The sequence below is a fragment of the Amycolatopsis sp. genome (assembly GCF_036008905.1).
Classification (GTDB): domain Bacteria; phylum Actinomycetota; class Actinomycetes; order Mycobacteriales; family Pseudonocardiaceae; genus Amycolatopsis.
Genome location: NZ_DASYMU010000164.1, coordinates 1 through 22,898 on the forward strand (window position 1 = coordinate 1; position 22,898 = coordinate 22,898).

Genomic DNA, 22,898 nt, shown 5'->3' on the forward strand with positions numbered 1-22,898 from the left:
AGTGCGTAACAGTGTTAGAACACTGTTACGCACTCACGACCCACCTCCACAGCCGCGCCGGTCAGCACACTCCGTCGGTCACCTTCGGGTTCGCCAGGCCGAAGAGGGGGCGCAGTTTCAGGCCGACCCAGGTGCCGCCGAGGGCGAAGACGCCCCAGAGCCAGCCGTGCAGGCTGCCGGTCGAGATCCCAGCCAGGTACGCACCGATGTTGCAGCCACCGGCGAGCCGCGCGCCGACGCCCATCAGGATCCCGCCGAGCACGGCGGCCACCGCGGTACGCCACGGGATCTGGCTGTGGATCTTCCACGCGCCCGCCGCGGCCGCCGCCACCGCCGCGCCGAGGATGATGCCGATGTCGGTCAGACTGGTCTTGTCCGTCCAAATAGGACCGGCGAGCGACTTGGCGTTGGCGGTGGTCTGCCAGAACTCCCAGGTCTCCGGGTGCAGGCCGAGCAGCTGCAGGAACTTGGCTCCCCACAAGGCGAAGGCGAACGTGACGCCCCAGGTTCCGCCGGAGACAAGGAAAACAGCGGCGGCGAGCACCGCGAGCACGACCGCGCCGACCAGCACCGGCCACGAACCGCGGAACACCCTGGCGAAGCCTTTGGCCGTGGGCACGACGTCGACCGGAGGCGGGTTGCGCCGGGCCTGCACGGCCCGCGTCAGCAGCACGATCCCGAGCAGCACGGCGATGGTGATCGCCCACGAACCGAACCAGCCGACATGCTTTGACAGCAGGAAACCGTTGACCTGCGGCCAGCCGGTGAACAGCGGATAACCCCAGGTGTAGAGCACCGAGCCGGTGATGAAACCGCCCAGTGTCAGCACCACCGTGGACTGCCCGGCGCCGACGGCGAACAGCGTCCCCGACGCGCACGCGCCGCCGAGCTGCATGCCGACCGCGAACACCGCCGCGCCGACGAACAGCGGCAGCCCGATCGGACCGGCCGTCGCGACGGGCGTGGAGCCGAAGAGCCCGATCCCGGTCGACGCGATGAGCGCGATCAGCGTCGCGGCCGTACCGAGGAGCAGGGCGTGGGCACGGAGGCCTTGGCCGTTGCCGACCGCGATGAGCTGGCGCCACGCGGAGGTGAAGCCGAACCGCGAGTGGAACAGCGCCAGGCCGAGCCCGAGTCCGAGCGCGAGCAGCGCACCGAACTTGCCGCCGTAGGAAGCCCAGACGTACCAGGTCAAACCCACCGATCCCGCGGCGGCGACGGCCAGCGGCACCACGCGGACAGGCTCTTCGGGCTCCGGCTGGGGAGCGGCACAGGAAGTGGGGAAGGAAAGGAACTTGTTGTCACCGGGGCGGGAATCGGTCGACGCGGTCACGAGGACTCCATAACGTGATCATCCGAGCAGGACGATCCAGGTTATGGCGCGTGACCGGCCGATGACACCTCGTCGCACACTGTGGGATTCGGGTGAAGCCCTACGGCCGAACGGCCGAGCCTCCTGCGACGCAAGTGGCCCGGCCGGTCAGCGGCTACGGAGAAATCAGCCTTCTTTGATCTTGAGACAGACCGTGGTCGCGGGCTCGGAGTAGGTCGCCGAAGCATTGGCTTCGGTGCCCTCGCACTGGTCCGTGGGCGCGTCGACGACCTTGAGGACTTCGGCCTCCGCCGTCGGATCGGTACAGGCGATCTTCTTGTAGCCCGCGGTTTCCGAGGTCATGTCGCTGAAGCAGTCACCCTGCTTCGCGTTGAGCATGAGGCAAAGCTTGTACGACGCGCTCCCGGTGACCGAGTACTCGTCGTACATGCCCTCGGGGCAGGAACCCTTGCTCTCGTCGAGTTTCACCGCGATGCGGACGTTCGCCGACGGATCGTCGCACGCGGCCTTGTCGGGCTCGGCGCCCTGTTTGAACTCCACCACGGAAAGGCAGTCACCGACCTTGGAGCTGTCCGGGGACTTGGTGTAGTTGACGACCGCGAACACGCCACCGATGACGACCACGAGGATCGGCAACAGGATGCGCAGCAACCGGAGCGTGCTCTTCGGCTGCGGCTGCTGCGGCACACCGGGTTGCGGGCCGTAGCCCGGAGGCGTGCCGGGCGGCGGCTCGTAACCCTCGGGCGGCGCGCCGGCACCGGGCTGCTGCGCCACGGGCGGCGGACCGTACGGATCCGGTTGACCCACCGGCGGCTGGCCCCCAGGGACCGGCGGAGGGGGAACGCTCACGAGAACCTCGCAAAGGTGAAAGGGATGTGATCTGGCTCATCCAACACACACAGTGAGACTCTCCGGTCAGCGACCCCTCGTTGGAGCGCAAAAAGGACGATGGACGCCCCGTTTGGTTACGGAGCGTCCATCGTCCTTGGCAGAGATCGAACCTTAATCGCGCAAATACGACAGCAGGCGCAGGATCTCGAGGTACAGCCAGACCAGCGTGGTCATGAGGCCGAACGCCGAGTACCAGGCCCACTTCGAGGGCATGCCCTCGCGGATCATCTTGTCGGCCATGTCGAAGTCCAGCAGGAAGCTGAACGCCGCGATGCCGATGACCACGAGGCTGAAGATGATCGCCAGCGGACCGCCGTCACGGATGCCCATGTTGACGCCGAACGCGCCGAGCAGCAGGTTCATCAGCATCAGGATGACCACGCCGACGGTCGCGCCGATGATCCACTTGGTCAGCTTGGGCGTGACCTTCACCGCGCCGGTCTTGTAGACCACCAGCATCGCGACGAAGACACCCGCGGTACCGAGGATCGCCTGCAGCGCGATACCCGGGAAGAGGATCTCGAACACCGCGGTGATCGCGCCCAGGAACACACCTTCGGCCGCGGAGTACGCGAGCGTCAGCGGGCCGCTGGCCTTCTGCTTGAAGATGATGAACAGCGAAAGACCGAGACCGACGAGCATGCCGCCGATGAGCGCGCCGATCAGCGCACCCGAAACCCCGGTGACCTCGCCGAGCCTGTTGACCGTGAGTTGACTGTTCGCCCAGATCGCGGTGATGACACCGACGACGAGCGCGACCCCCAGGCTCATGCCGGTCTTGATGACGACGTCGTCGACGGTCATCGGGCGGTCGGCAGCACCGGACTGAGTCTGACCCGGGCCGTAGCCGGGCACTCCGCCCTGGGGCTGGTTGAAGCCTACGTTTGACCCGTACTGGCCGTACGCCACATTGCCTTTCGGCAAGTTGCGGAACGCCGGGTTGCTTGTGGAACGCACCTGATCCTCCTGGATCTACCATCACCTGCATCGGGTTAACGACCGCGTGCGCCAGCCGGTTCCCGTCGGGTAAAGGCGACTTTACCCTTCCTGGCGCGCCGAGTCCGCCGACATACCGTATGCCCTGCCGACCTCGAGCGTGGCAAAACCGCGCCACCAGCGAACCGAGCGGTAACTTGCGTACGGGACTGTGTTCATCACAGTCCCGATGCAGCACAATCCCAGTGAGAACAATGCTCGGGGTTCCCAGGGTGTCGAAGGCGGCGAAAGGCAGTTACATGGCTGACAAGGCCACTTATCTCGTGACCGGCGCGACGGGTTTGATCGGGCGCCAGTTCACGCAACTGCTGCTGGCCCGCGAAGACACCGGCAGTGTCTCGCTGCTCGTCCGCGAATCGTCCCGGCCCCGGCTGACCGCGCTGGTCAACCAATGGCCGCATCCGGAGCGCGTCAAGCTGGTCACCGGGGACATCTCGGCGCCGGGCCTCGGCGTGAGCGAGCAGGTCCGTGACGAGCTGCGCGGGAACGTCGACAACGTCGTGCACCTCGCCGCGCTCTACGACCTCACCGCCGACGACGAAGCCAGCATCGTCGCGAACGTCGAAGGCACCCAGCACGTCATCGACCTGGCCGCGGACATCCGGGCCGGTCGCCTGCACCACGTGTCCTCGGTCGCGGTCGCCGGTGACCACGAAGGCATGTACACCGAGGACATGTTCGACGTCGGCCAGCGCCTGGTCACGCCGTACCACCGCACCAAGTTCGAGGCCGAGAAGCTCGTCCGCGACCAGACCGAGGTGCCGTTCCGGATCTACCGCCCGGCGGTCGTGCTGGGGCACTCGCAGACCGGCGAGATGGACAAGATCGACGGCCCGTACTACCTCTTCCCCGCGATCAGCAGGCTCGCGTCGCTGCCCAACGTGCCGATCATCGGCCCGGACCTCGGCGACTCCAACGTCGTCCCGGTCGACTACGTGGCGAAGGCACTGCTCGAACTCGCCACGAAGGACGGCCTCGACGGGCGCACCTTCCACCTGGTCAACCCGGAGCCGCAGTCGGTCATCTCGGTCTACAACGCCTTCGCGAAGGCCGCCGGGGCACCGACGATCACCGCCGAGCTCAACCAGGGCGTGTCCAAGGGCATCGTCTCGCTGATCAAGCTGAGCGAGCACATCCCCGGGTTCACCCTCGCCCGTGACGCCGTGCTGGACCGGCTCGGCATCCCGCCGGTGCTGCTGGAGACGATGGCCTTCGAGTCCGTGTTCTCCTCGGCGTCGACGCGCAAGGCACTCGCGGGCTCGGGCATCGAGATCCCCCGCCTGGAGGACTACGCGCCCACGCTGTGGCGCTACTGGCGTGAGCACCTCGACCCGTTCCGCGCCCGCAAGCACGGCCCGCGCGGTGAGCTCGATGGCCGCCGCGTGATCATCACCGGCGCGTCCTCGGGCATCGGCCGGACCACGGCACTGCGCGTCGCCGCGGAGGGTGGCATCCCGCTGCTCGTCGCGCGCCGCCAGCACGAGCTCGAAGAGGTGCGCGACGAGATCATCGCGGCCGGCGGCAGCGCGTCGGTGTACCCGGCCGACCTGACCGACGAGGACTCGGTGCACAAGGCGGTCGACGCGATGCTCGCCGAGCACGGCCGGATCGACATGCTGGTGAACAACGCCGGGCGCTCGATCCGGCGCTCGATCAAGCTGTCCTACGACCGGTTCCACGACTACGAGCGCGCGATGGCGATCAACTACTTCGGCGCGGTCCGGCTGATCCTGGCGGTGCTGCCGCATATGTCCGAGCGGAAGTTCGGGCATATCGTCAACGTGTCGTCCATCGGCGTGCAGGGCATCGCGCCCCGGTTCTCGGCGTACGCGGCGTCGAAGGCGGCACTCGACTACTTCTCGCGGATCGCCGCGACCGAGACCCACGGCGACGGGATCACCTTCACCACGATCCACATGCCGCTGGTACGCACGCCGATGATCCGGCCGACCAAGATCTACGACGCCTTCCCGACGAAGTCGCCCGAGCAGGCCGCCGACATGGTGATGAAGGCGCTCAAGGAGCGCCCGAAGCACATCGGGACGCCGATGGGACAGGCGATCGGTGTCGCCTACACGCTGCTGCCCGGGGTCACCGATGCCATGGCGTACCAGGGTTTCCGCATCTTCCCCGACTCCGCGGCCGCCGGTGGCAGTGGCGGGCTGAAGATCGGCAAGGGCGAGGTGCACCTTTCCAAGGCCGCGATGGCGCTCGCCAAGATCAGCCGTGGTTTCCATTGGTGAGGTTTTCGGTGACACTACGTTGGTGATGTTGTTTTGGTCACACAGAGCGATCGCGATGGTGACCGGACAGGCACTGATCACCAGGTGAGGGTGAAAACGCGACGATAATTAACGAAGCCTGACGTCGGCGACACCGGGTACGCAGGTACCGTCGGGCCCATGGTTTCCGAGCGCGACAACGGCTTACTTCCCCTGCGCCGTGAGTATGCCCAGGTGTGGCACGGCTTCGACCGCAACGAGGTGCGCCAGTACCTCGATCACCTCGAGGCGCATCTTCGGCGGATCATGACCGACCGCGACGCGGCGATGGCTCAGGCGAGCACTTTGTCGCGTGAGCTGGAAAACTCGCGCCGCGAGATGACCAAGCTGGGCGCGCGGATCGAGGAACTCAAGAAACCACCGGAGCGGCTGGAGGACCTCGACGAGCGCATGCAGCGCACGGCGACCCTCGCCAACGCGCGCGCCGAGGAGATCACCACCCGCGCGGAGGTCGCCGCCGAGAAGCACTGGGCGGAGTCGACAGAGGTCTCGACGAAGCTGCGTGAGCGCTACCAGAAGCTGATCGACGACCTGGACGTCCAGGCCGACGCGCTGCACGCCGAGCACGAGAACGCGTTGAAGTCCACGCGGGCCGAGGTGCAGAAGCTGACCGTCGAGGCGGCTCAGCGTCGCGAGACGATGGACGCCGAAGCCGAGCGGAAGCGCCGGTCCATCGAGCGCGAGTTCGAGACGTCCATGGCCGCCCAGCGCGCCACGCTCGAGAAGCAGATCGCCGACCAGCACCAGGCGAGCAAGAACCAGGCCGAGCGTCGCATCGCCGAAGCCACCGCCGAGGCCAAGCGCCGGCTCGACGAAGCCACCGCGGAAGCCAAGCGCCGCCTGGACGAGGCCACCACCACCGCCGCGCAGCGGACCACCGAAGCGACCCGCCGGGTCGAGCGGCTCGCCGAACTCCGCGAGCAGGCCCGCGCGAGCCTCCGCGAGGCCGATGAGGTCCTCAAGGCGTCCGAAGCGGCGTTGGTCCCGCTCCGCGAGGAGTCCGGCATCGCCGCGGCTTCGAAGCTGGTCGGGGGCGACGAGCCCGCTCCGTCCGCTGCCGCCGTCGCCGAGAAGAAGGCCGCCGACGCCGACTCGAAGGCCGCTTCGGAGATGACCCTGCAGATGAAGGCGCCGGGCATCCAGAAGCCGAGCCCCACGCCGAACGGCCACAAGCCCGCTCCGGAGAAGGCCAACTCCAACTCCTGACCCGGGTTCAAAAACCGGCGGGACCTTTCGTACGAGAGGTCCCGCCGGTTTTTTGCGCTACATGGTGGCTGTGCGTCGCCAAGGGTGCAGGGCTTCGAGCTGGGCGGCGACGCCGAGCAGCCGCGCTTCGCCGCCTGGAGCGGCCACGAGCTGCACACCGATCGGCAGGCCCGACGAGTGCTGCCCGACGGGCACCGACATCGCCGGGTAGCCCGCCAGGTTCCACACCCCCGGGTAAGGCGCGACGCGGATGGCGGGCACCACGTTCGGCAGCCACCGGCGCTCATGCCAGCGGCGCGCCTTCGGGGGCAACGTGGCCAGCGTCGGCGTCACCAGCACGTCGTGTTCGGCGAAGAACTCCTCGGCACGCGCGATCCAGCGCTGCTTCGCGCTCTCGCGAACCAGTCCGGCGCGCCGCACCACACGGCCGAGGCGGACGTGGGTGCGCGTGCGGGGCTGCAGGAGCGCGTCGTCGAAGTCCTCGGCCTGCTCGGCCGGTCCGGCGAACCAGCGCGCGAGGATGGCGAAGGTCGCGGTGCCGTAGCGCGGGCTCGCGGTCTGGACGGTGTGCCCTGCACCGTCGAGCAGGGTCCCCACGAGGTCGACCGCGGCCGTCAGCTGCTTCGGGACGGGTGCCCTGGTGAGCGGCACCAGCGTCGACGTCGCGATGCGAAGGTTGCCCGGTGCCACGAGTTCCGCCAGGTCCGGCCGTTGCGCGAGGACGCCCAGCAGCAGGGCCGCGTCGGCGACGGTGGTCGCGAGCGAGCCGTGCTCGGACATGCCGAACCAGCCCTCGGTTTCGTCCTTCACGACGCCGTAACCCGGCTTGATCCCGACCAGCCCGCACATCGCGGCGGGCAGCCGGACCGAGCCGAGCCCGTCGGTGCCGTGGGCGAACGGCACCATCCCGGCGGCGACCGCGGCCGCACTCCCGCCGGACGAACCGCCCGAGACATACGTTGGGTCCCAAGGGTTTCTGGCGATTCCGGACGGCGTGTCGCTCATCGGCCAGATGCACAGCTCCGGCACCCGCGACAACCCGACGATCACCGCGCCCGCGGCGCGCAGCCGGGCGGCGATCACCCCGTCGGCGGCGGCGAGTTCCTGGTCACCGCCCCGCGAACCCCACTCGGCGTACTCGCCGGCGACCGCGGTCACGTCCTTGACCGCGACCGGCACCCCGGCCAGCGGCAGCTCCGCGAGGTCCGCGCGGTCCTTGAGCGCCTGCGCTTCGGCGAGGGCCTCCTCCGCGCGAACCCGCCGGAACGCGCCGACCACCGCGTCGGCCGCGTCGATCCGCGCCAGCGCGTCCTTGGTCACCTGCACCGGGTCCAGTTCTCCCGCCCGAACAGCTTTCGCCAGCTCACTCGCCGTCAGCGCCATAGCCGGAACTCTAACCCGCCGCTCGGATCGCCATCTGTCGACAGATGGCGATGCTGGCACGCTGTCCTTGGCCGGGCGCAACGTAAGCTGGGGCCCATGTGCTCGCCTGCCTCGGACCCCCTGTCGTGACCAAAGCGAAGGTGACCACGCTGCTGCTGGTCACGCTGGTGGCGGGTTCGATCCTGGTGGCGACGCTCCGGGACGACACCGAACCGGGCACCCCCATCGCGGCTCCGCGGGCGCCCAGCGGCGCACCCGCGTCGCGACAACCGCTTCCGCCCAAGGCCGCACCGGTTCCGGCCACCTGCGAGGGCCTCGTTTCGTCGTTGACGCTTCGCGATCGGCTCGCGCAGCTGCTTGTCGTCGGGGTCGATCCGAGCAGCGCGAAGGACGCCGTCAACATCGTCCGCGCACACCAGGTCGGCGGCGTTTTCCTCGGCGGCAACGACACGGAGTTGTTGCAGGACAACGCACTCGCGCAGGTTCAGCAGGTCGCACGGATCCCGGTGTCGGTCGCGATCGACGAAGAGGGCGGCCGGGTCCAGCGCATCGACGAGCTCGACGGATCGATGCCGAGCGCACGGGTACTGGCGCGGACCATGAGCGTCGAGCGGGTCCGTGAGCTGGGCCGCACCCGGGGCCGGGCGATGAACGTCCGTGGCGTCACCGTCGACTACGGGCCGGACACCGACGTCAGCGACCAGCCGGACCGCTCGGTGATCGGCGACCGGTCGTTCTCGAACGATCCCGAGGTCGTCCGGAACTACGCGATGGCGTTCGCCGCGGGGCTCGAGGAATCCGGCGTCCAGCCGGTGCTGAAGCACTTCCCCGGCCACGGCCACGCGGACGGCGATTCGCACAAGGGGCTCGTGAAGACTCCGCCGCTCGCCGACCTGCGGAAGCTGGACCTGGTGCCGTACCAGCGCATCACCGAATACGGCCGCGCCGGGGTGATGGTCGGCCACATCCAGGTGCCCGACCTCACCGGAGACGCGCCCGCTTCACTCTCCCCGGCGACGTATCAGTTGCTGCGTAAGGATTACGCCTTCACCGGCCCGATCATCACCGACGATCTCGGTGCCATGAAAGCGGTTTCGGATCGCTACGAGCTTCCCGACGCGGTACTGATCGCCCTGCAGGCCGGCGCGGACCAGGCGCTGTGGTCGTCCGGGGACCGGGTCAACGAGGTGCTCGACAAGCTGGAAAACGCCGTGACCACGGGAAAACTGCCCGACACGCAGGTTCGCGAATCCGCGACCCGGGTGCTCTCGGCCAAAAAAGCCTGCGGCTAGGTGGGTGGCTCGTGAGTGGCTACGAGTGTTAGAACACTTGTTGCCACTCACGAGCCACCTCGCCAGCGGAACGTCCGGCAGGAACGTCAGCGACGCGACGGTTTGCCGTACTTCTCCTCGAACTCCTGCAAGAACGAGCTGAGCGCGGCGGCCGTCGGGTCGACCGATTCGGACGCCTTCGCCTGCTTCGAGGCCGAGGAAGACGTCGTCGCGGGTGCCTTCTGCTCGGCGCGCACCTCGGCCGAGGCGACCGGCTTAGTGGTGGGCACGGCGAGCGTTCCCGCTGCCGCGGACGGCGTCGGCTCGCCGGTGCTCGACGTCGGCGGGGCCACGACGGCCGGGGCCGGCTGACCGGACGCGGGTTCGTCGCCCTTCCCACCGGAGCCGCCGAACAGGACCACACCGCCCACGGCCAGCACCACGAACGCGGCGGCCGCCCCCAGCACGACCTGCTTGCGCTTGTCCAAGGGCGTGGCCTGGCGATGTGCGCCGGGTTCCGGCGGCAGCTCCCCGTGCACCGGCTGGTCGAGCACCGGTTCGGCGACGGGTTCGGCGGCCGGGACCGCCCGCAGCTGAACCGTCTCCTCGAGCGAGGTGGGGAGTTTCACGCGAATGCCTCCGTGCCGCCGCTGGTCCTCATCATGGGCTCGCCGGACAAACCCTACGTGACCTCGCAGAGCGACGAGGTCCGGCGCGACCGGCTACGGTTGGTAGTCGCGCTACGGGAACGGACAGCGTTGCGCGGCAACGTCCGGCATCACCGCGGGCAGCCCGATGGGCTCGGCGGGCAGGAAGGCCGGGCGGACCGAAGCGTCGGGTTCGTCGTAGTACCGGTGGAAAACCGGGCTCTGGCTACCGGAGACGGGCGGCACGATCCAGCTCCAGTCGGCGCGGCACGCGCGACCGGCGTCCTCCTCCCGCGCGAGATGGGTGAGGAACCGGCGGGACTCCGTGTGGTGATCGGCCATCGTCACCCCGGCGGTGTCGAACGAATGCTGCACGGCCAGTGTCAGCTCGACGAGCGCGCGGTCGCGCCAGAGCGTGCGTTCCGAGCGCGTGGAAAGCCCCATTCCCTCCGCGATCGACGGCAGCAGGTCGTACCTGTCGGCGTCGGCGAGATTCCGCGCGCCGATCTCCGTGCCCATGTACCAGCCGTTGAACGGCGCCGCCGGGTAGGTGACGCCGCCGATCTCGAGCCGCATGTTGCTCATCGCCGGCACCGCGTGCCAGCGCAGGCCGAACTCGGCGAACCACGGATGGTCGGGATGGCTCAGCGGCACCTCGAGCACCGCGTCCTCTGGCAGCTCGAAGTACCGCGGCCGGCCGGGCTCGGACTCGACCACCAGCGGCAGGACGTCGAACGGCCCGCGCCGGGCGGGCGGCGTCCACCCCAGTTGCCGCACCAGATCGGTGAAGCCGAGATAGCGCCGGTCACCGCACACCGAATCGCCACGAGTCCGGTACGCGGCGTACCGGATCAGCTGCTCGTTCCAGATCCGCGGCCCGGGCGCCGCCACCGTGTCGGGCGCGAAGATCGTTATGGTGGACCGGATCCGGCCGTCGCGGCCGGCCTCCCGCAGATGCGCGGTGCACTCGGCCGCGATCGCCCGCGCTCCGCTCACCTGCCGCCGATCGCGGATGCGCAGGCCACGCCAGTACAACCGCCCGATACAGCGCGCCGAGTTGCGCCACGCGACCGTTGCCCCGAAAGCCAGTTCCGCCGCCGTGTGGGTGTACGAACCCGTGGCGGCAATCTCGTCCTTGACCTCCTCGATCCTCGCCCGCAACCGATCGTCGGTCATGGCCGGGTCCTCGGTCTGAAACAGTCGAAGGAACTCCTCCGCTTCATCAGTGTCGACACATTTCGGGCGCAAAGCGTTCCGGAGAATCACTGCCGCATCCTTACACAAATCGCCGGGGGAAATCGAGAAGAATCTGTCGATCACCGACTTGTTTCGCCCTCATTGACACCGTTTCGACCTCATTGTCACCAAAGACCGTGAGTCAAAACCCAACTTCAGGCAAGGACAGCTACCCATTCGGACCAGCAAAGATCCATTTATCTAACGCAGAGCTACGTCACTTTTTTCTTACCTGGCAACCACTTCTGGTTAATAATCCACAATATCCGGCACGACTTCGGCGATCACAAAAGGGATTTCCTGCCGTTATCGGAACATCGGACAAACGGAGCATCATAACCGATCCCCTATTTCACCCCCGACGGGTGATAGCGGCACCGACCACCCCCACGAACTCGCCGGTGAACTGCGGGATCCGACATTGTCAGGCGCTTGTCGGCAGCCCGACAACAACCGGGCGGCGCCGCCCGGTCCCGCGCAAACGGCCCAACGCCGGATCACGGTCCGCCATCATGGCGGACCGGTGAGCCGTCGTGCCCGGTTCGCCGGTCCGGCCCGGCAATTCACCGAGTCGGAGTAGCCGGGTCCGGCCGGCTGGATCGCTCACCGGGTAGGTCCCATCACCGCCCGTGGTCGCCTCCGCGGAGGTACTCCCCGGGTGGTGCGGGAATTCCTGTGGCAGGCTGCTCCGAAGACCGGCAAGCGGGCCGGTCGCCGGGCGAAGGTCAAAGGTGAGATGGCGTCATCCAGCAGGTTTCCCGTTCCCATCGGAGAGCGCTACTTCGAGGACTACCTTCCCGGTTCGGTCTACGAGTTCGCCGCCGACCTCACGGTGAACGAGAAGCAGATCATCGACTTCGCGACCGAGTACGACCCGCAGAGCATCCACGTCGACCCGGCCGCGGCGGCCGAGGGGCCGTTCGGCGGGATCATCGCGAGTGGCTGGCAGACCGCGAGCCTGATGATGCGCCTGTTCGCGGACCACTATCTGTCCACGGTGGCCAGCCTAAGCAGTCCCGGTGTCGACGAGTTGCGCTGGCTCAAGCCCGTCCGGCCCGGTAATTCGCTGCGGTTGCGGGCGACGGTCGTCGAGGCCAAGCGATCCCGCTCGAAGCCCGACAGAGGTGTCGTGCGGACGCTGGCGGAGCTCATCGATCAGGACGGCGACGTCGTTTTCCGCGTCACCGCGATGAACATCCTGCGCTCGCGCGAGCGGTGAATCCGGCCTACTTCTTCGCGGCGGGCCGGTACTCGGCGCCCGCCGGGAGGTAGGCGAGTGTCGTCCGGTTCAGCAGGCTGTCGGCGACACCGCGAAGGATCGCTTTGAGATTGGCCCCGCGCGACGGTTCGAACGCCACTGTCGTCAGTGCCTGGCGGCCGATGTAGAGCATCGCCTGCAACGACCATCGCGGGTTGCGGAAGACGTTCTCGCGGATCAGCACGAGACCGTTCCTGGTGATCCAGTAGTGTCGCCACGCCGAGTACCGGAGCACCTTGACCGTGAGCCCGGCGATCCGGTGCTCGCGCCGGTCACCGATGGAATGCGGCAGCAGGGTCGCGGTGTCCTGCACGATCCGGACGCCGTCGCGGCGGAGCTTGAGGCAGAAGTCGTTGTCGACCCAGTCGACGAAGAACTCGTCACGGAAGCCGCCCGCTGCGTCGAGGACACCGCGCCGGACGATCATGCCCGAGGTGATGACCGTGTCGCGGTCCACGAGCGCGCTGCCGACCACGCCGAAGCGGTCGTAGGTGGAGCCGTCCACCGCGTCGACCGGGGTGGGACCGACCACGCCGATGCCAGGATCGGCCAGGTGCGCCGCGAGCGAAGGCACCAGCCCGGCGGGGAGAACGGAATCCTGGTCGAGGACGAGCACGGCCTCGGTGGCCGGCACCAGCGCACGCATCGCCGTGTTGAGCGCGCCGGCGAGCCCACCGTTGCGACCCGGCCGCAGGACGTTGACCCTGGCGTCCGTCAGCTTTTCGGACAGCGAAGCCGAGTCGGCCGGGGTGTTGTCGACGACGACGACGTCCGCGCAGGACTCCAGCGCGACCTCGACCACCGCGGCGAGCCGCTCGTCCGGGTGATACGCGGTGACGACCGCGGTGATGACAAGCTCAGCCATCGGTGATCGGGGCTCCTCGAGATCGGCGACACGGTGGCATTCCTCATCCACCATGGCCGGACCGATGCTACAGACGGCCGCCCGTGCGCCGGGCCGGGCCACCATCCTGACGGGACAAGTCGGCCACATCGGGGTCCGCTACGCTGCAATGGTCGCTCCGGGCGACAAATCAGGTGGTCCACGCGGTCACCACTGACCCGCAAGCGTCGACCGACAGGCTGGGTATGCACCGTCTGAGTTTCCTTCGTGGCCCGATGCCGTTGATCGGCGCGGGCCTCGCGCTGGTGGTCCTTTCCGGGGTCGCGTTCATCGGCATCGTGAGCCGCTCGGGCGTCGACGAACCGGGCGTGGCCGCCCTCGCCAGCCTCTATTTCCTGGTCAACACCGCCGCGCTCGGCGTCTTCAGCGGCGTCGAACAGGAGATGTCGCGCGCGGTGAGCCAGGAGCGCGCGCTCGGCCGCCCGGCCGGGCCGGTCGTCCATGTCATGGCACGCCAGGCTTTCCGCCTGCTGCTGCCCGCGACCGTCCTGCTGCTGGCGCTTTCGCCGATCCTCGTGAACGGTCCGCTGCGCGGGCACTGGGACCTCGCCGCGGAGCTCGTCATCGGCCTGTTCGCGGCGTTCTGCGCCGCGGTGGTGCGCGGCGCGCTCGGCGGGAGCCAGCGGTTCGGCTACTACTCCGCGACCATGGCGACCGAGGGTCTGTCCCGGTTGATCCCGAGTGTCGTGCTGTGGCTGCTCGGCGTCGACTCCGCGTGGGTCTTCGGCCTGGTTTTCGTGCTGGGCCAGTTCTTCGCGGCGCTGCTCGGCGCCGGGCTGCTCTGGATCAGCGGCGGCCGCGACCGCGCGATGCTGTCGCCGTCGGGCACTCCGCCGTCGATTGCGGGCGCCGGCAAGATCCGGTTCGGCGTCTCCACGGCGCTGGTACTGGTCGTGGTCGCGAACCTGACCAGCCAGGCCATCGTCAACCTGCCCCCGGTCGTCATCAACGCCAAGCTGGAGGCCCTTCCCGTGGTGGCCACGGCGATCGCCGCCGCGGTGACGCTGACCCGGCTGCCGATGTTCGCCTTCGTGCCGCTCCAGACGATGCTCCTGCCGCGGCTGACGGCGAACGCGGCGCAGGGCGATCTGCGCGGGGTGCGGCGGCAGACATTGCGGACGGCCGCCGTCTGCGTGGTGCTCGGCCTGCTCGGCATCCTCATGCTCGCCGTGCTCGGGCCGTGGCTGCTCGGTGTCTACGTCGACCTGGGTGGCGAGCGCCCGCTGTCCAGCGCGGTCATGGCCGGGCTGGGCATCGGGACGCTGTTCCTCATGACGACGAACGTCACCCAGCCCGCGCTGCTGGCGATCGGGCAGCACCGGGCCGTGCTGGTCTCCTACCTGACCGGCGCGGTCGCCATGACGGTGATGTTCGTGCTTCCCGTCGAGCCGGTCACTTCGGCGGTGCTGGCCACCTCGGCCGGGCCCATCGCCGTCGCGATCGTGATGGGTTTCGTCCTCGTGCGCTCGACCCGCGGCACCGGAGCGCCCGCGGACGACACAGCGAAGGAAACCCGCGACGCGCTGAGCGGCTCCTAGGGCGCCGAGCAGCCGTTGTCGTAAACCCACAGCCGGGCGGTACCGGCGACGATCAGCGGCCGATAGGACAGGACCATCACCTCGGGCCGCTCCGGCCGCTGCACCACGGTCACGATGAAACAGGAACTGCTGCCGGGGAAGGTCCACGATCCCGGCGGCACCATGCCGACCGCCGACCGGTAGCCGTTCCACTCCAGCCCTGCGTTGACGTCGACCGCCGGGATCCCCATGGCCACCAACCGGTTCCCGGCGTCCCAGCGCGCGGAGTCGTAGGCCAGACCGGCGGCGGTCACCGTCAGCGAGACCGCGGCCAACCCGGCCAGCGCGGCCACGGCGGGTACCCGTTCGGCGACCCTGGCGAAAGCCGAGTTCCCCGGTGCCGTCCGCTCGGACAGCACCACCGCCAGCAGCGGCGGCATGGCCAGCAGCCAATACCGGTCGAATAGGTTCTGCCCCGAAAGCGCGCTTCCGACGTTTCCGACGACCATCAAGGTCAGGAACACCCCGAGCACCGGGTTGATATATCGCAGCCGCCGCACGACGAGGCCGGCCAGCAGCACCCCCGACCCGCAGGCGATCGCGACGATCAGCATCCACAGTTGTGGCGGGAAAATCGTGGCGGGACGCCCGTTGCCCGCGCCCCAGTACGGCCCGGCCGGGTCCAGGTAGTTCCCCACGAAGAAGCCCTGCACGCCGAACCTGAGCACCGCGGCGACGGCGACCGCGAAGGCCGCCAAGGAACCCAGGATCGCCCAGCGACCCCAGCGCCATGGGCGCGCGACCAGCAGTACCGCCGGTACCAATCCCAGCGCCAGCAGGAAATATCCGCGGACGACGACGCTGCCGCCGAGCTGCAGCAGGGTCGACGGCACCGACAGCACCGGCGGGTCACCGGCGCCGTACGACTGGCGCCACAGCTCGAAACCCAGTGCTCCCAGCAAAAAGAGCGCGCCGGTAACGCAGAGCACGATCCAGTCGCGTTTCCGCCGCGACCGCCAGGCGGCCACCGCGGCCAGCAGCAGCACCGCGGCGGGTGCCGCCAGCGCCTGCTCGCGGATCGTGAAACCCCAGAGCCCGAACGCGGTCGACACCGCCAGCAACCAGGTCGACCCGCTGAGCAGCGCCCGGCGGCCGACCGCGAGACAGATCATCATCGCCGCCATCGCGGGCACGTCGGGCATAAAACTCGTGGCGAGCAGGCCGAAGCCCGGCCAGATCGCGACGATCAGCACGGCGAACGCGGCCCGCGCCCGGCCCAGCGACGACACGAGCAGGTCGTAGACCGCCGCCAGCGCCACGATGCCCAGCAACGCCACGAAGACTTGCTGCGCGACCAGCCAGCGGGCCAGCGGGCCCAGCACCATGAACTGTCCGAACAGAGCCGACCGGTTCCAGCCGAGCAACTCGATCCGGCCGGTGAGACCGAACGTCTGCGCGATGCGGCTGTACGACCACGCGTCGTTGTGCGGGATCGACAGGCCGCCCGTCACCACCGCCAGCACCACCGGCACGAGCACCCCGAGCAGGACCGCCGCGGCGAGCAGCACCCGCGCGGCCGGGCTCCGCTGCACCGGCTTGCCCGCGCGCGCCCCCATTTGCAACTGGTCGTCAGTCGCGGAGACACCGGGCGGGGCAACGGCGTTCGTCCCGGGGACAGCCATTCGGATCGGGTCCTTTCGCAAATTTTGCGAGCTCCATCGGCGATGTCTCCGCACGTAGAAAGCGATTATCCACCAATGGGTGAAGCCTATCCAAAAGGGATGCCGGTCACCCCGGGCCCATCCCGCGCGGCGCCGAAATGGACACACGCCGAAGTGCGCGATGCCCGGACTCCTACACTTCGTGAGCCCTGCCCCGCCACCAGTACGAGGACACATGAACTGGCTCGACGTCGCCCCGGTCGCTTTGGTCTGCGTGGGCTGGTTAATGATTCCCGGCCTGCTGGTCAGCTATGCGATCGGGTTCCGGAGCCTCGCCGCGTGGGCCGTGGCGCCGACGATCAGCGTCGCGATCATCGCGATGACCGCGGTCGTGGGCGGCAAGCTGGGCATCGCCTGGTCCGTCCCGCTGGTGCTGATCACCTCGCTGGCGGTGGCCGTGGTCGCGGCGGCACTGGCGTTCGCGCTGCGCCGCCGCTTCACCGTGGTCCAGCAGCCGGACCCGCGGCCGGTCACCCTGACGGCGTTCCTCGGGCTGATCCCCGCGCTGCTGATCGGCGGGCTGACCGTCGTCCGAGGCATGGGCAGCCCGGAGCGGCTCGCCCAGGCGTACGACGCGATCTTCCACTACAACGCGCTCGCCTACATCGAAGACAGCCACGACGCCTCGTCGCTGACACTGGCCGCGCTGGGCAACCCGGGCATGGCCGGGTTCTACCCGGCCGCTTGGCATGACCTGGCCTCGATGGTGCTGCTCACCACCAGCGCGTCGATCCCGGTGGTCGCCAACGTGCTGACCGCCGTGCTTTCGGTGGTGATCTGGCCGCTGAGCTGTGTCCTCCTCGTCCGTCAGATCGCGGGCCGCTCGCTCCCGGCGATGGCCATCACCGGTGCCCTCAGCCTCGGCTTCACCGCTTTCCCGTGGGGGCTCATGGCCTTCGGCGTGATTTGGCCGAACCTCCTCGGGCTCGCCCTCGTGCCGGTCGGCGTGGCCGTCGCGCTGTCGCTGTCCGGGCTGGCGCGCGAGGACGCCATCGGCAAGGGCAGGGCCTGGCTGATGGTGCCGTTCATCGTGATCGCGGGTGGCTTCGCGCATCCCAACTCGCTCTTCAGCCTGATAGCGATCGTGGTGTTCCCGGTGTTCACCGGCATCGGCCTGTGGGCGCTGCGGATGCGGGCCGACGGCCGGACCTCCCGCGGCGTGCTCGGGTTCGGCGTTGCCGCGGTGATCTTCCTCGGCGGCTGGCTGTTCGCGGCGACGTCACCGGTGTTCGAGGCAGTGCGCACCTACTACTGGCCGCCGATCGAAAGCTCGTCGAAGGCGTTCGGTGAAGCCGTGCTCGGCGCCGCCAACGGCCGTCCGACGCTGTGGGTGATCTCGGCCGTGGTGATCCTCGGGGTGGTGTTCCTCTGGAAGGTGGTCGACCAGCGCTGGCTGATCGGTGCCTTCGCCGCCAGCGTGTTCCTGTTCATCCTCACCGCGTCGGTCAACTCGCCGCGCACGCAGGCGATCACCGGGTACTGGTACAACGACACGTTCCGGACGGCGGCGCTGCTGCCGATCGTCGGGGTGCCGCTGGCCGTACTCGCGGTCGTGGAGGTGGCGAACCGGCTGCGGGACTGGCTGAACCAGGGCGACCGGGCCTGGCTGGGCAAGTTCGGCTCGTCGGCGCTCGGGCTCACCCTGGTCCTCGCGCTGGTCGTGGTCGTCGCGGGCAAGGGCATGTACATCAAGGTCCACGGCAACGCGGTCTCGGAGATCTACGCCGGCCAGGACGACTCGACCAAGGGCAACCTCGTCGACGCCCGCGAGCTGGCGTTCTACGGCCGGGTCAAGGACAAGATCCCGCCGGACGCCGTCGTCGCGGGCAACCCGTGGGACGGCAGTGCCCTCACCTGGGCCCTGATCGACCGCCGGTCGCTGTTCCCCCATGTGGGCCTGCCCAAGAGCAACGAGCAGAACTACCTGGCCCTGCACCTGGACGACGCGGCCGAAGACCCGACCGTCTGCCGGGACGCCAAGGACCTCGGCGTCGGCTACCTCATCGTGGGGAACCTGCACTTCATGCCGACGAACCCCAGTGTGAAGGACTACCCCGGGCTGGCGGACCCCGTCGGACGGCCGGGGTTCGAACTGGTCGATTCCGACGGCGACCTCAAGCTCTACAAACTGACCGCCTGCTAAGTGGTCACGATGGGAACTGGGAGCATTCCGCGATGACCGACAGAATCACGGCGATCGCGACGGCCTACCACCCGGACGCCCGGCTGCTCGCCGTCGCCGAAGCGGCCGCCTCGGCCTGCACCGAAGTGCTGATCGTGGACAACACCCCGGGCGGATCGGAACTGCTCGCCGGGGCGCTGCCCGAGCGCGTCCGCGTGCTGCGCCCTGAGGGCAACCTCGGCCTCGCCGGCGCGCTCAACCTGGGCCTGAGCGAGGTCGCGGCCGATTCGGAGGCCGTCCTGCTGCTCGACCAGGACTCGGTGCTGACGCGGGAACTGGTCGAACGGCTCGCGGCGCACCTGGCCGACCCGACGGTCGGTGCCGCAGCCCCCGCGCCTTGGGACGCCACGCGCGAGTCGTACATCGACCCGCGCACCGCGCTGCGCGCCGAGGTCGCCGACAGGGACGCGGTGATCACCTCCGGCATGGTGGTGCGGCGCACGCTGCTCGACGAACTGGGCGGATTCCGCGAAGACTTCTTCGTGGACTGCGTCGACCAGGACTTCTGCCTGCGGCTGCGGCGCACCGGGATGCGGATCGTGCAGGACAAGACGATCAAGCTCCCGCACTCCCTCGGTGAAATCCGCGAGCACCGCTTCCTGACCGGGCACGTCCGCGTCACCCATCACCCGCGGTGGCGGTTGTACTGGGTGATCCGCAACGGCGTGATCCTGGTGAAGGAGAACGTGCGCCGCGCGCCGATGTGGAGCCTGACGTCGATCCTGATCATGGTCCGCTGGGTCCTGCTGACCGCGCTCTACGAAAAGCCGCGGGGTGCGCGGCTGCGCGCGATGGCGAGCGGGCTGCGCGACGGTATCGGCGGCCGGACCAGCGAGGACTACCTCCCGGCGGGCGCCACGACCGCCCGATCGTGACCGGACACGAGCGCCCGGACGGCTGGAACTACACTTTCCTTGTTTTTCCCGTGCGGAATAACCTCGATTCCGGCAAGACCCCATGATTCTTCGTCATGATTTAACTGTCCTGGAGGACTTTGTGGCCGAGTGGTCCGATGTCTGGCTGGTCGTTCCCGTGTACAACGAGGCCCAGGTCATCGGGGACGTCGTGCGGCACGCCAGGCAGACGTTCCCTAACATCGTCTGTGTCGACGACGGCAGCGCCGACGCCTCCGCCGAGCGGATCCACGAGGCGGGCGCCCACCTGGTGCGCCACCCGGTGAACCTCGGCCAGGGCGCCGCCATCCAGACTGGCGTCAGCTACGCCAAGTCGCGGCCGGGCGCCAAGTACTTCGTCACCTTCGACGCCGACGGCCAGCACCAGGTCGACGACGTCGTCCGCATGCTCAAGCGGCTGCAGGCCGAAGAGCTGGACATCGTCGTCGGCACCCGGTTCCTCGCCGGCGCCGACACCAGCCACATCCCGTGGATCAAGCGGCTCGTGCTCAAGACCGTGGTGATGCTCAGCCCGCGCACGCGCCGGCTGGGGCTGACCGACGCGCACAACGGGCTGCGGGTGTTCAACCGCACGGTCGCCGACACGTTGAACATCACCATCAACGGGATGGGCCACGCGTCGGAGTTCGTCGAACTGATCGACCACCATCACTGGAAGGTCGCCGAAGAGTCCGTGACGATCCTGTACACGGAGTACTCGATGGCCAAGGGCCAGTCACTCATCAACGGTGTGAACATTGTCTTCGACAGTGTTATGAGAACGGGTTCAAGGCGCTGACATGCTGATCAAGATTCTGCTCATCCTGGCCGTCGTACTGCTGATCCTGCTTTTCCTGCGCCATCACGGCAAGAGCAACACCGCCGCCGGCGTCAAGATCGGCTTCGCCGTGTTCATGGTGTTCGGCGTGGTCGCGGTGCTGCTGCCGAACGCGGTCAGCGAAGTCGCGAACTTCGTCGGCGTCGGCCGTGGTACCGACCTTCTGCTCTACGGCCTCGTGGTGGCCTTCGGTTTCGCCACCATCAACACGTTCCTGCGCTTCAAGGAGCTGGAACTGCGCTACGCCAAGCTCGTGCGGGCCGTGGCACTGCAGAACAGCACGGTTCCCGAGGAGAAGGCGCCCGAACCCTCGGACGCCTGATCCACCGCGTGCGTCTGTCCCGGCAGCGTCAGTCCCGGCAGCGTCAGTCTCGGAAGTAATCCACGGTCCGGCGCACACCCTCGGCGATGTCGACCTCGGGCCGCCAGCCCAGTTCACGCTGGGCGGCCGAGGCGTCGAGCGCGGACGCCCGCAGGTCACCGAGCCGCGCGGGCGCCAGTTCCGGTGCGTCGGCCACGCCGACGGCCTTGGCCACCAGCGAGTGCAGCTCGCGATCCGTGGTCTGCACGCCGGTGCCGATGTTGTAGCGCTTGCCACCACCGTTTTCGCCGGACGCGGCGACGAAGGCCGCCACGACGTCCTCGACGAACACGTAGTCACGGGTGTTGCCGCCGTCGCCGAAGACCTTCGTCGGCTGGCCGCCCAGCAACCTGCCCGCGAAGATGGCGACCACACCGGCCTCACCGTGCGGGTCCTGCCGGGGGCCGTAGACGTTGGCCAGCGCCAGGTGGGTGCACTCCATGCCGTAGAGCTGGCGATAGGTGTTGAGGTAGACCTCGCCCGCGACCTTGCTGGCCGCGTACGGCGATTTCGGGTTGATCGGCACCGCTTCGCTGACGGGCAGCTCTTCGGGCGTGCCGTAGATCGAACCGCCCGAGGAGGCGAACAAAACCTTGCGCACGCCCGCCTTGCGCGCGGCTTCGGCCAGGTTGACCGTGCCGACCACGTTCAAGTGCACGTCGAGCAGCGGGTCGGTGACACTGACCCGGACGTCGATCTGCGCCGCGAGGTGGAAGACGACCTCGGGGGCCGCCTCGGCGACGACGTCGGTCAGCTCGGGAGTCGTCACGTCCAGCTCGACGAGCTTGAACCTGTCATTGCCTCCGGCGGCAGCCAGGTTCTCCCGGCGGCCACGCCGAAGATCGTCGACGACGACGACTTCGTGACCCTCCCGGAGCAGCCGATCAACCAGCGTCGAACCGATGAACCCGGCGCCGCCGGTGACCAATGCCCGCATGCGACCAGCCTAAGAGGACAAGCTGTTCCGGCGCCCTTCGGGGTTCAGCTGTTCCCGAAGGCGTGCTTGGCCAGCGCACGCGCGACATCGCGCTGCCCGCCGCGCATGGCCGTGGGCAGCAGGGTCAACGCGTGCAGCCGGGACGCCGAGTGCCCGCTCGCGGCCCGCGCGGCCCGCTTCCAGCCCTTGGCCCGCATCCGTTCGGCCATCGACAGGAACAACGCGCGCTCTTCGGTGAAGCGGTCGCCGTCGAGCGCCATCTTCGACGACACGCTCTCGAGATGACGCCGGTAGCGGAAAGCGACAGTGCTGTCGAGCACCATCTGCTCGCCGCGTTCGATCAGCTCGAGTTCCAGTGCCAGGTCCTGGGTCGTGCGCAGCTCGGGCCGGAACCCGACGGCCTTGATCGCCTCGGTGCGCCACGCCATCGCCGGGAAGTACAGCCAGTTGCCACGCAGCAGGCTCGTGGCGAGTTCTTCGCCACCCATCAGCCTGCGACCGGTCACTTTCGGCCGGTACAGCCGCTTCTTGACCTCATCGGCCAGTCCCTTGACCGGGTCGCCGTGCTCGTCGATCACCTCGACACTCGGCTGGACCATGCCGCAGCCGGGGTGCTCGCGGTACGCGGCGAGCACGGTGCCCACGTAGTTGGGCAGGAGCAGGTCGTCCGCGCCGAGCATCGCCATGAGCTCGTACTCGGCGAGCTCCAGGCAGCGGCTGAAGTTCCCGGTGACTCCCAGGTTCCGCTCGTTGCGGAAGTAGCGGACGCGGTCGTCGCCCAGCGCGTCGAACCAGCCGGGGACACTCGGCTCGGCGGTGTCGTCGACGACCGTCAGCCGCCAGCCCTGCTCCTCCTGCGCCTGCACGCTGCGCACGGCGTCCTGCATGAGGCCAACGTCACCGTAATACGGCAACATGATGTCGATCGTCGTCATGACGTCAGGTCTCTCCTCGTCGGGTGGGGCGTGTCTGGTGGTTCTGTTCGATGGGATTCGTGATCCAGGTGGTTCCTGGTTGTGCCGGGGATTCGCCCTCGTACTGG

General features: G+C 68.6%; 19 protein-coding genes. 9 read left to right on the plus strand and 10 right to left on the minus strand.

Features of this window, described 5'->3' with window-relative positions; genetic code table 11:
* Nucleotides 1-61: 61 nt before the first annotated feature.
* From VGP60_RS28710 to VGP60_RS28720, 3 genes are all read right to left on the minus strand, one after another.
* Nucleotides 62-1,333, minus strand: coding sequence for a YeeE/YedE family protein (locus VGP60_RS28710; RefSeq protein ID WP_327551247.1), 1,272 nt, complete (start codon nt 1,331-1,333; stop codon nt 62-64).
* Between the two features lie 165 nt (nt 1,334-1,498).
* The gene (locus VGP60_RS28715; RefSeq protein WP_327551248.1) at nt 1,499-2,107 is read right to left on the minus strand and encodes an LppU/SCO3897 family protein; all 609 of its coding nucleotides are present in this window, start codon (nt 2,105-2,107) and stop codon (nt 1,499-1,501) included.
* Nucleotides 2,108-2,335: 228 nt separating this feature from the next.
* The gene (locus VGP60_RS28720; RefSeq protein ID WP_327551249.1) at nt 2,336-3,181 is read right to left on the minus strand and encodes a Bax inhibitor-1/YccA family protein; all 846 of its coding nucleotides are present in this window, start codon (nt 3,179-3,181) and stop codon (nt 2,336-2,338) included.
* 278 nt (nt 3,182-3,459) lie between these two features.
* Between VGP60_RS28720 and VGP60_RS28725 the strand changes: the two genes are divergently transcribed.
* Both VGP60_RS28725 and VGP60_RS28730 read left to right on the plus strand, forming a co-directional pair.
* Nucleotides 3,460-5,463, plus strand: coding sequence for an SDR family oxidoreductase (locus tag VGP60_RS28725; RefSeq protein ID WP_327551250.1), 2,004 nt, complete (start codon nt 3,460-3,462; stop codon nt 5,461-5,463).
* Between the two features lie 159 nt (nt 5,464-5,622).
* Nucleotides 5,623-6,708 carry a cell division protein DivIVA gene (locus VGP60_RS28730; protein WP_327551251.1) on the plus strand — a complete coding sequence of 362 codons (1,086 nt, stop codon included), beginning with the start codon at nt 5,623-5,625 and terminating at the stop codon, nt 6,706-6,708.
* A gap of 57 nt (nt 6,709-6,765) precedes the next feature.
* On the opposite strand, the gene VGP60_RS28735 is transcribed toward VGP60_RS28730, so the two are convergent.
* Nucleotides 6,766-8,091: an amidase gene (locus VGP60_RS28735; protein WP_327551252.1), complete on the minus strand. Its 1,326-nt coding sequence runs from the start codon at nt 8,089-8,091 to the stop codon at nt 6,766-6,768.
* Nucleotides 8,092-8,216: 125 nt separating this feature from the next.
* Here VGP60_RS28735 and VGP60_RS28740 point away from each other — a divergent pair, with 125 nt between their 5' ends.
* A complete protein-coding gene (locus VGP60_RS28740; RefSeq protein WP_327551253.1) occupies nt 8,217-9,383 on the plus strand; it encodes a glycoside hydrolase family 3 N-terminal domain-containing protein in 1,167 nt (388 codons plus the stop codon).
* An 86-nt stretch (nt 9,384-9,469) separates the two neighbouring features.
* Here the strand turns inward: VGP60_RS28740 and VGP60_RS28745 are convergent, their stop codons facing one another.
* Together VGP60_RS28745 and VGP60_RS28750 are read right to left on the minus strand one after the other, a co-directional pair.
* On the minus strand, nt 9,470-9,991 hold the full coding sequence (locus tag VGP60_RS28745; protein ID WP_327551254.1) for a hypothetical protein: 522 nt from the start codon (nt 9,989-9,991) through the stop codon (nt 9,470-9,472).
* Nucleotides 9,992-10,102: 111 nt separating this feature from the next.
* Complete coding sequence (locus tag VGP60_RS28750) at nt 10,103-11,293, minus strand: nitric oxide synthase oxygenase (RefSeq protein WP_327551265.1); 1,191 nt, start codon at nt 11,291-11,293, stop codon at nt 10,103-10,105.
* 688 nt (nt 11,294-11,981) lie between these two features.
* Between VGP60_RS28750 and VGP60_RS28755 the strand changes: the two genes are divergently transcribed.
* Nucleotides 11,982-12,464 (plus strand): MaoC family dehydratase, encoded by a 483-nt coding sequence (locus VGP60_RS28755; RefSeq protein WP_349256885.1) that lies wholly within the window; start codon nt 11,982-11,984, stop codon nt 12,462-12,464.
* A gap of 7 nt (nt 12,465-12,471) precedes the next feature.
* Here the strand turns inward: VGP60_RS28755 and VGP60_RS28760 are convergent, their stop codons facing one another.
* Nucleotides 12,472-13,368 carry a glycosyltransferase gene (locus VGP60_RS28760; protein ID WP_327551256.1) on the minus strand — a complete coding sequence of 299 codons (897 nt, stop codon included), beginning with the start codon at nt 13,366-13,368 and terminating at the stop codon, nt 12,472-12,474.
* A 224-nt stretch (nt 13,369-13,592) separates the two neighbouring features.
* On the opposite strand from VGP60_RS28760, the gene VGP60_RS28765 reads away from it, so the two are divergent.
* Nucleotides 13,593-14,945 carry a hypothetical protein gene (locus VGP60_RS28765; protein ID WP_327551257.1) on the plus strand — a complete coding sequence of 451 codons (1,353 nt, stop codon included), beginning with the start codon at nt 13,593-13,595 and terminating at the stop codon, nt 14,943-14,945.
* Here the strand turns inward: VGP60_RS28765 and VGP60_RS28770 are convergent.
* The gene (locus VGP60_RS28770; RefSeq protein WP_327551258.1) at nt 14,942-16,606 is read right to left on the minus strand and encodes a glycosyltransferase family 39 protein; all 1,665 of its coding nucleotides are present in this window, start codon (nt 16,604-16,606) and stop codon (nt 14,942-14,944) included. The genes VGP60_RS28765 and VGP60_RS28770 overlap by 4 nt on opposite strands.
* Nucleotides 16,607-16,820: 214 nt before the next feature.
* On the opposite strand from VGP60_RS28770, the gene VGP60_RS28775 reads away from it, so the two are divergent.
* The 4 genes from VGP60_RS28775 to VGP60_RS28790 all read left to right on the plus strand — a co-directional run bounded on the left by VGP60_RS28775 (nt 16,821) and on the right by VGP60_RS28790 (nt 20,880).
* Nucleotides 16,821-18,788: a DUF6541 family protein gene (locus VGP60_RS28775; protein ID WP_327551259.1), complete on the plus strand. Its 1,968-nt coding sequence runs from the start codon at nt 16,821-16,823 to the stop codon at nt 18,786-18,788.
* Between the two features lie 32 nt (nt 18,789-18,820).
* Nucleotides 18,821-19,702 carry a glycosyltransferase gene (locus tag VGP60_RS28780; RefSeq protein ID WP_327551260.1) on the plus strand — a complete coding sequence of 294 codons (882 nt, stop codon included), beginning with the start codon at nt 18,821-18,823 and terminating at the stop codon, nt 19,700-19,702.
* Nucleotides 19,703-19,823: 121 nt separating this feature from the next.
* On the plus strand, nt 19,824-20,519 hold the full coding sequence (locus tag VGP60_RS28785; protein ID WP_327551261.1) for a glycosyltransferase family 2 protein: 696 nt from the start codon (nt 19,824-19,826) through the stop codon (nt 20,517-20,519).
* A 1-nt stretch (nt 20,520) separates the two neighbouring features.
* Nucleotides 20,521-20,880, plus strand: a complete 360-nt coding sequence (locus tag VGP60_RS28790; protein WP_327551262.1) for a DUF2304 domain-containing protein — start codon at nt 20,521-20,523, stop codon at nt 20,878-20,880.
* Between the two features lie 43 nt (nt 20,881-20,923).
* On the opposite strand, the gene VGP60_RS28795 is transcribed toward VGP60_RS28790, so the two are convergent.
* Together VGP60_RS28795 and VGP60_RS28800 are read right to left on the minus strand one after the other, a co-directional pair.
* Complete coding sequence (locus tag VGP60_RS28795) at nt 20,924-21,856, minus strand: SDR family NAD(P)-dependent oxidoreductase (protein WP_327551263.1); 933 nt, start codon at nt 21,854-21,856, stop codon at nt 20,924-20,926.
* A gap of 44 nt (nt 21,857-21,900) precedes the next feature.
* Complete coding sequence (locus VGP60_RS28800; protein WP_327551264.1) at nt 21,901-22,791, minus strand: glycosyltransferase family 2 protein; 891 nt, start codon at nt 22,789-22,791, stop codon at nt 21,901-21,903.
* Nucleotides 22,792-22,898 lie beyond the last annotated feature (107 nt).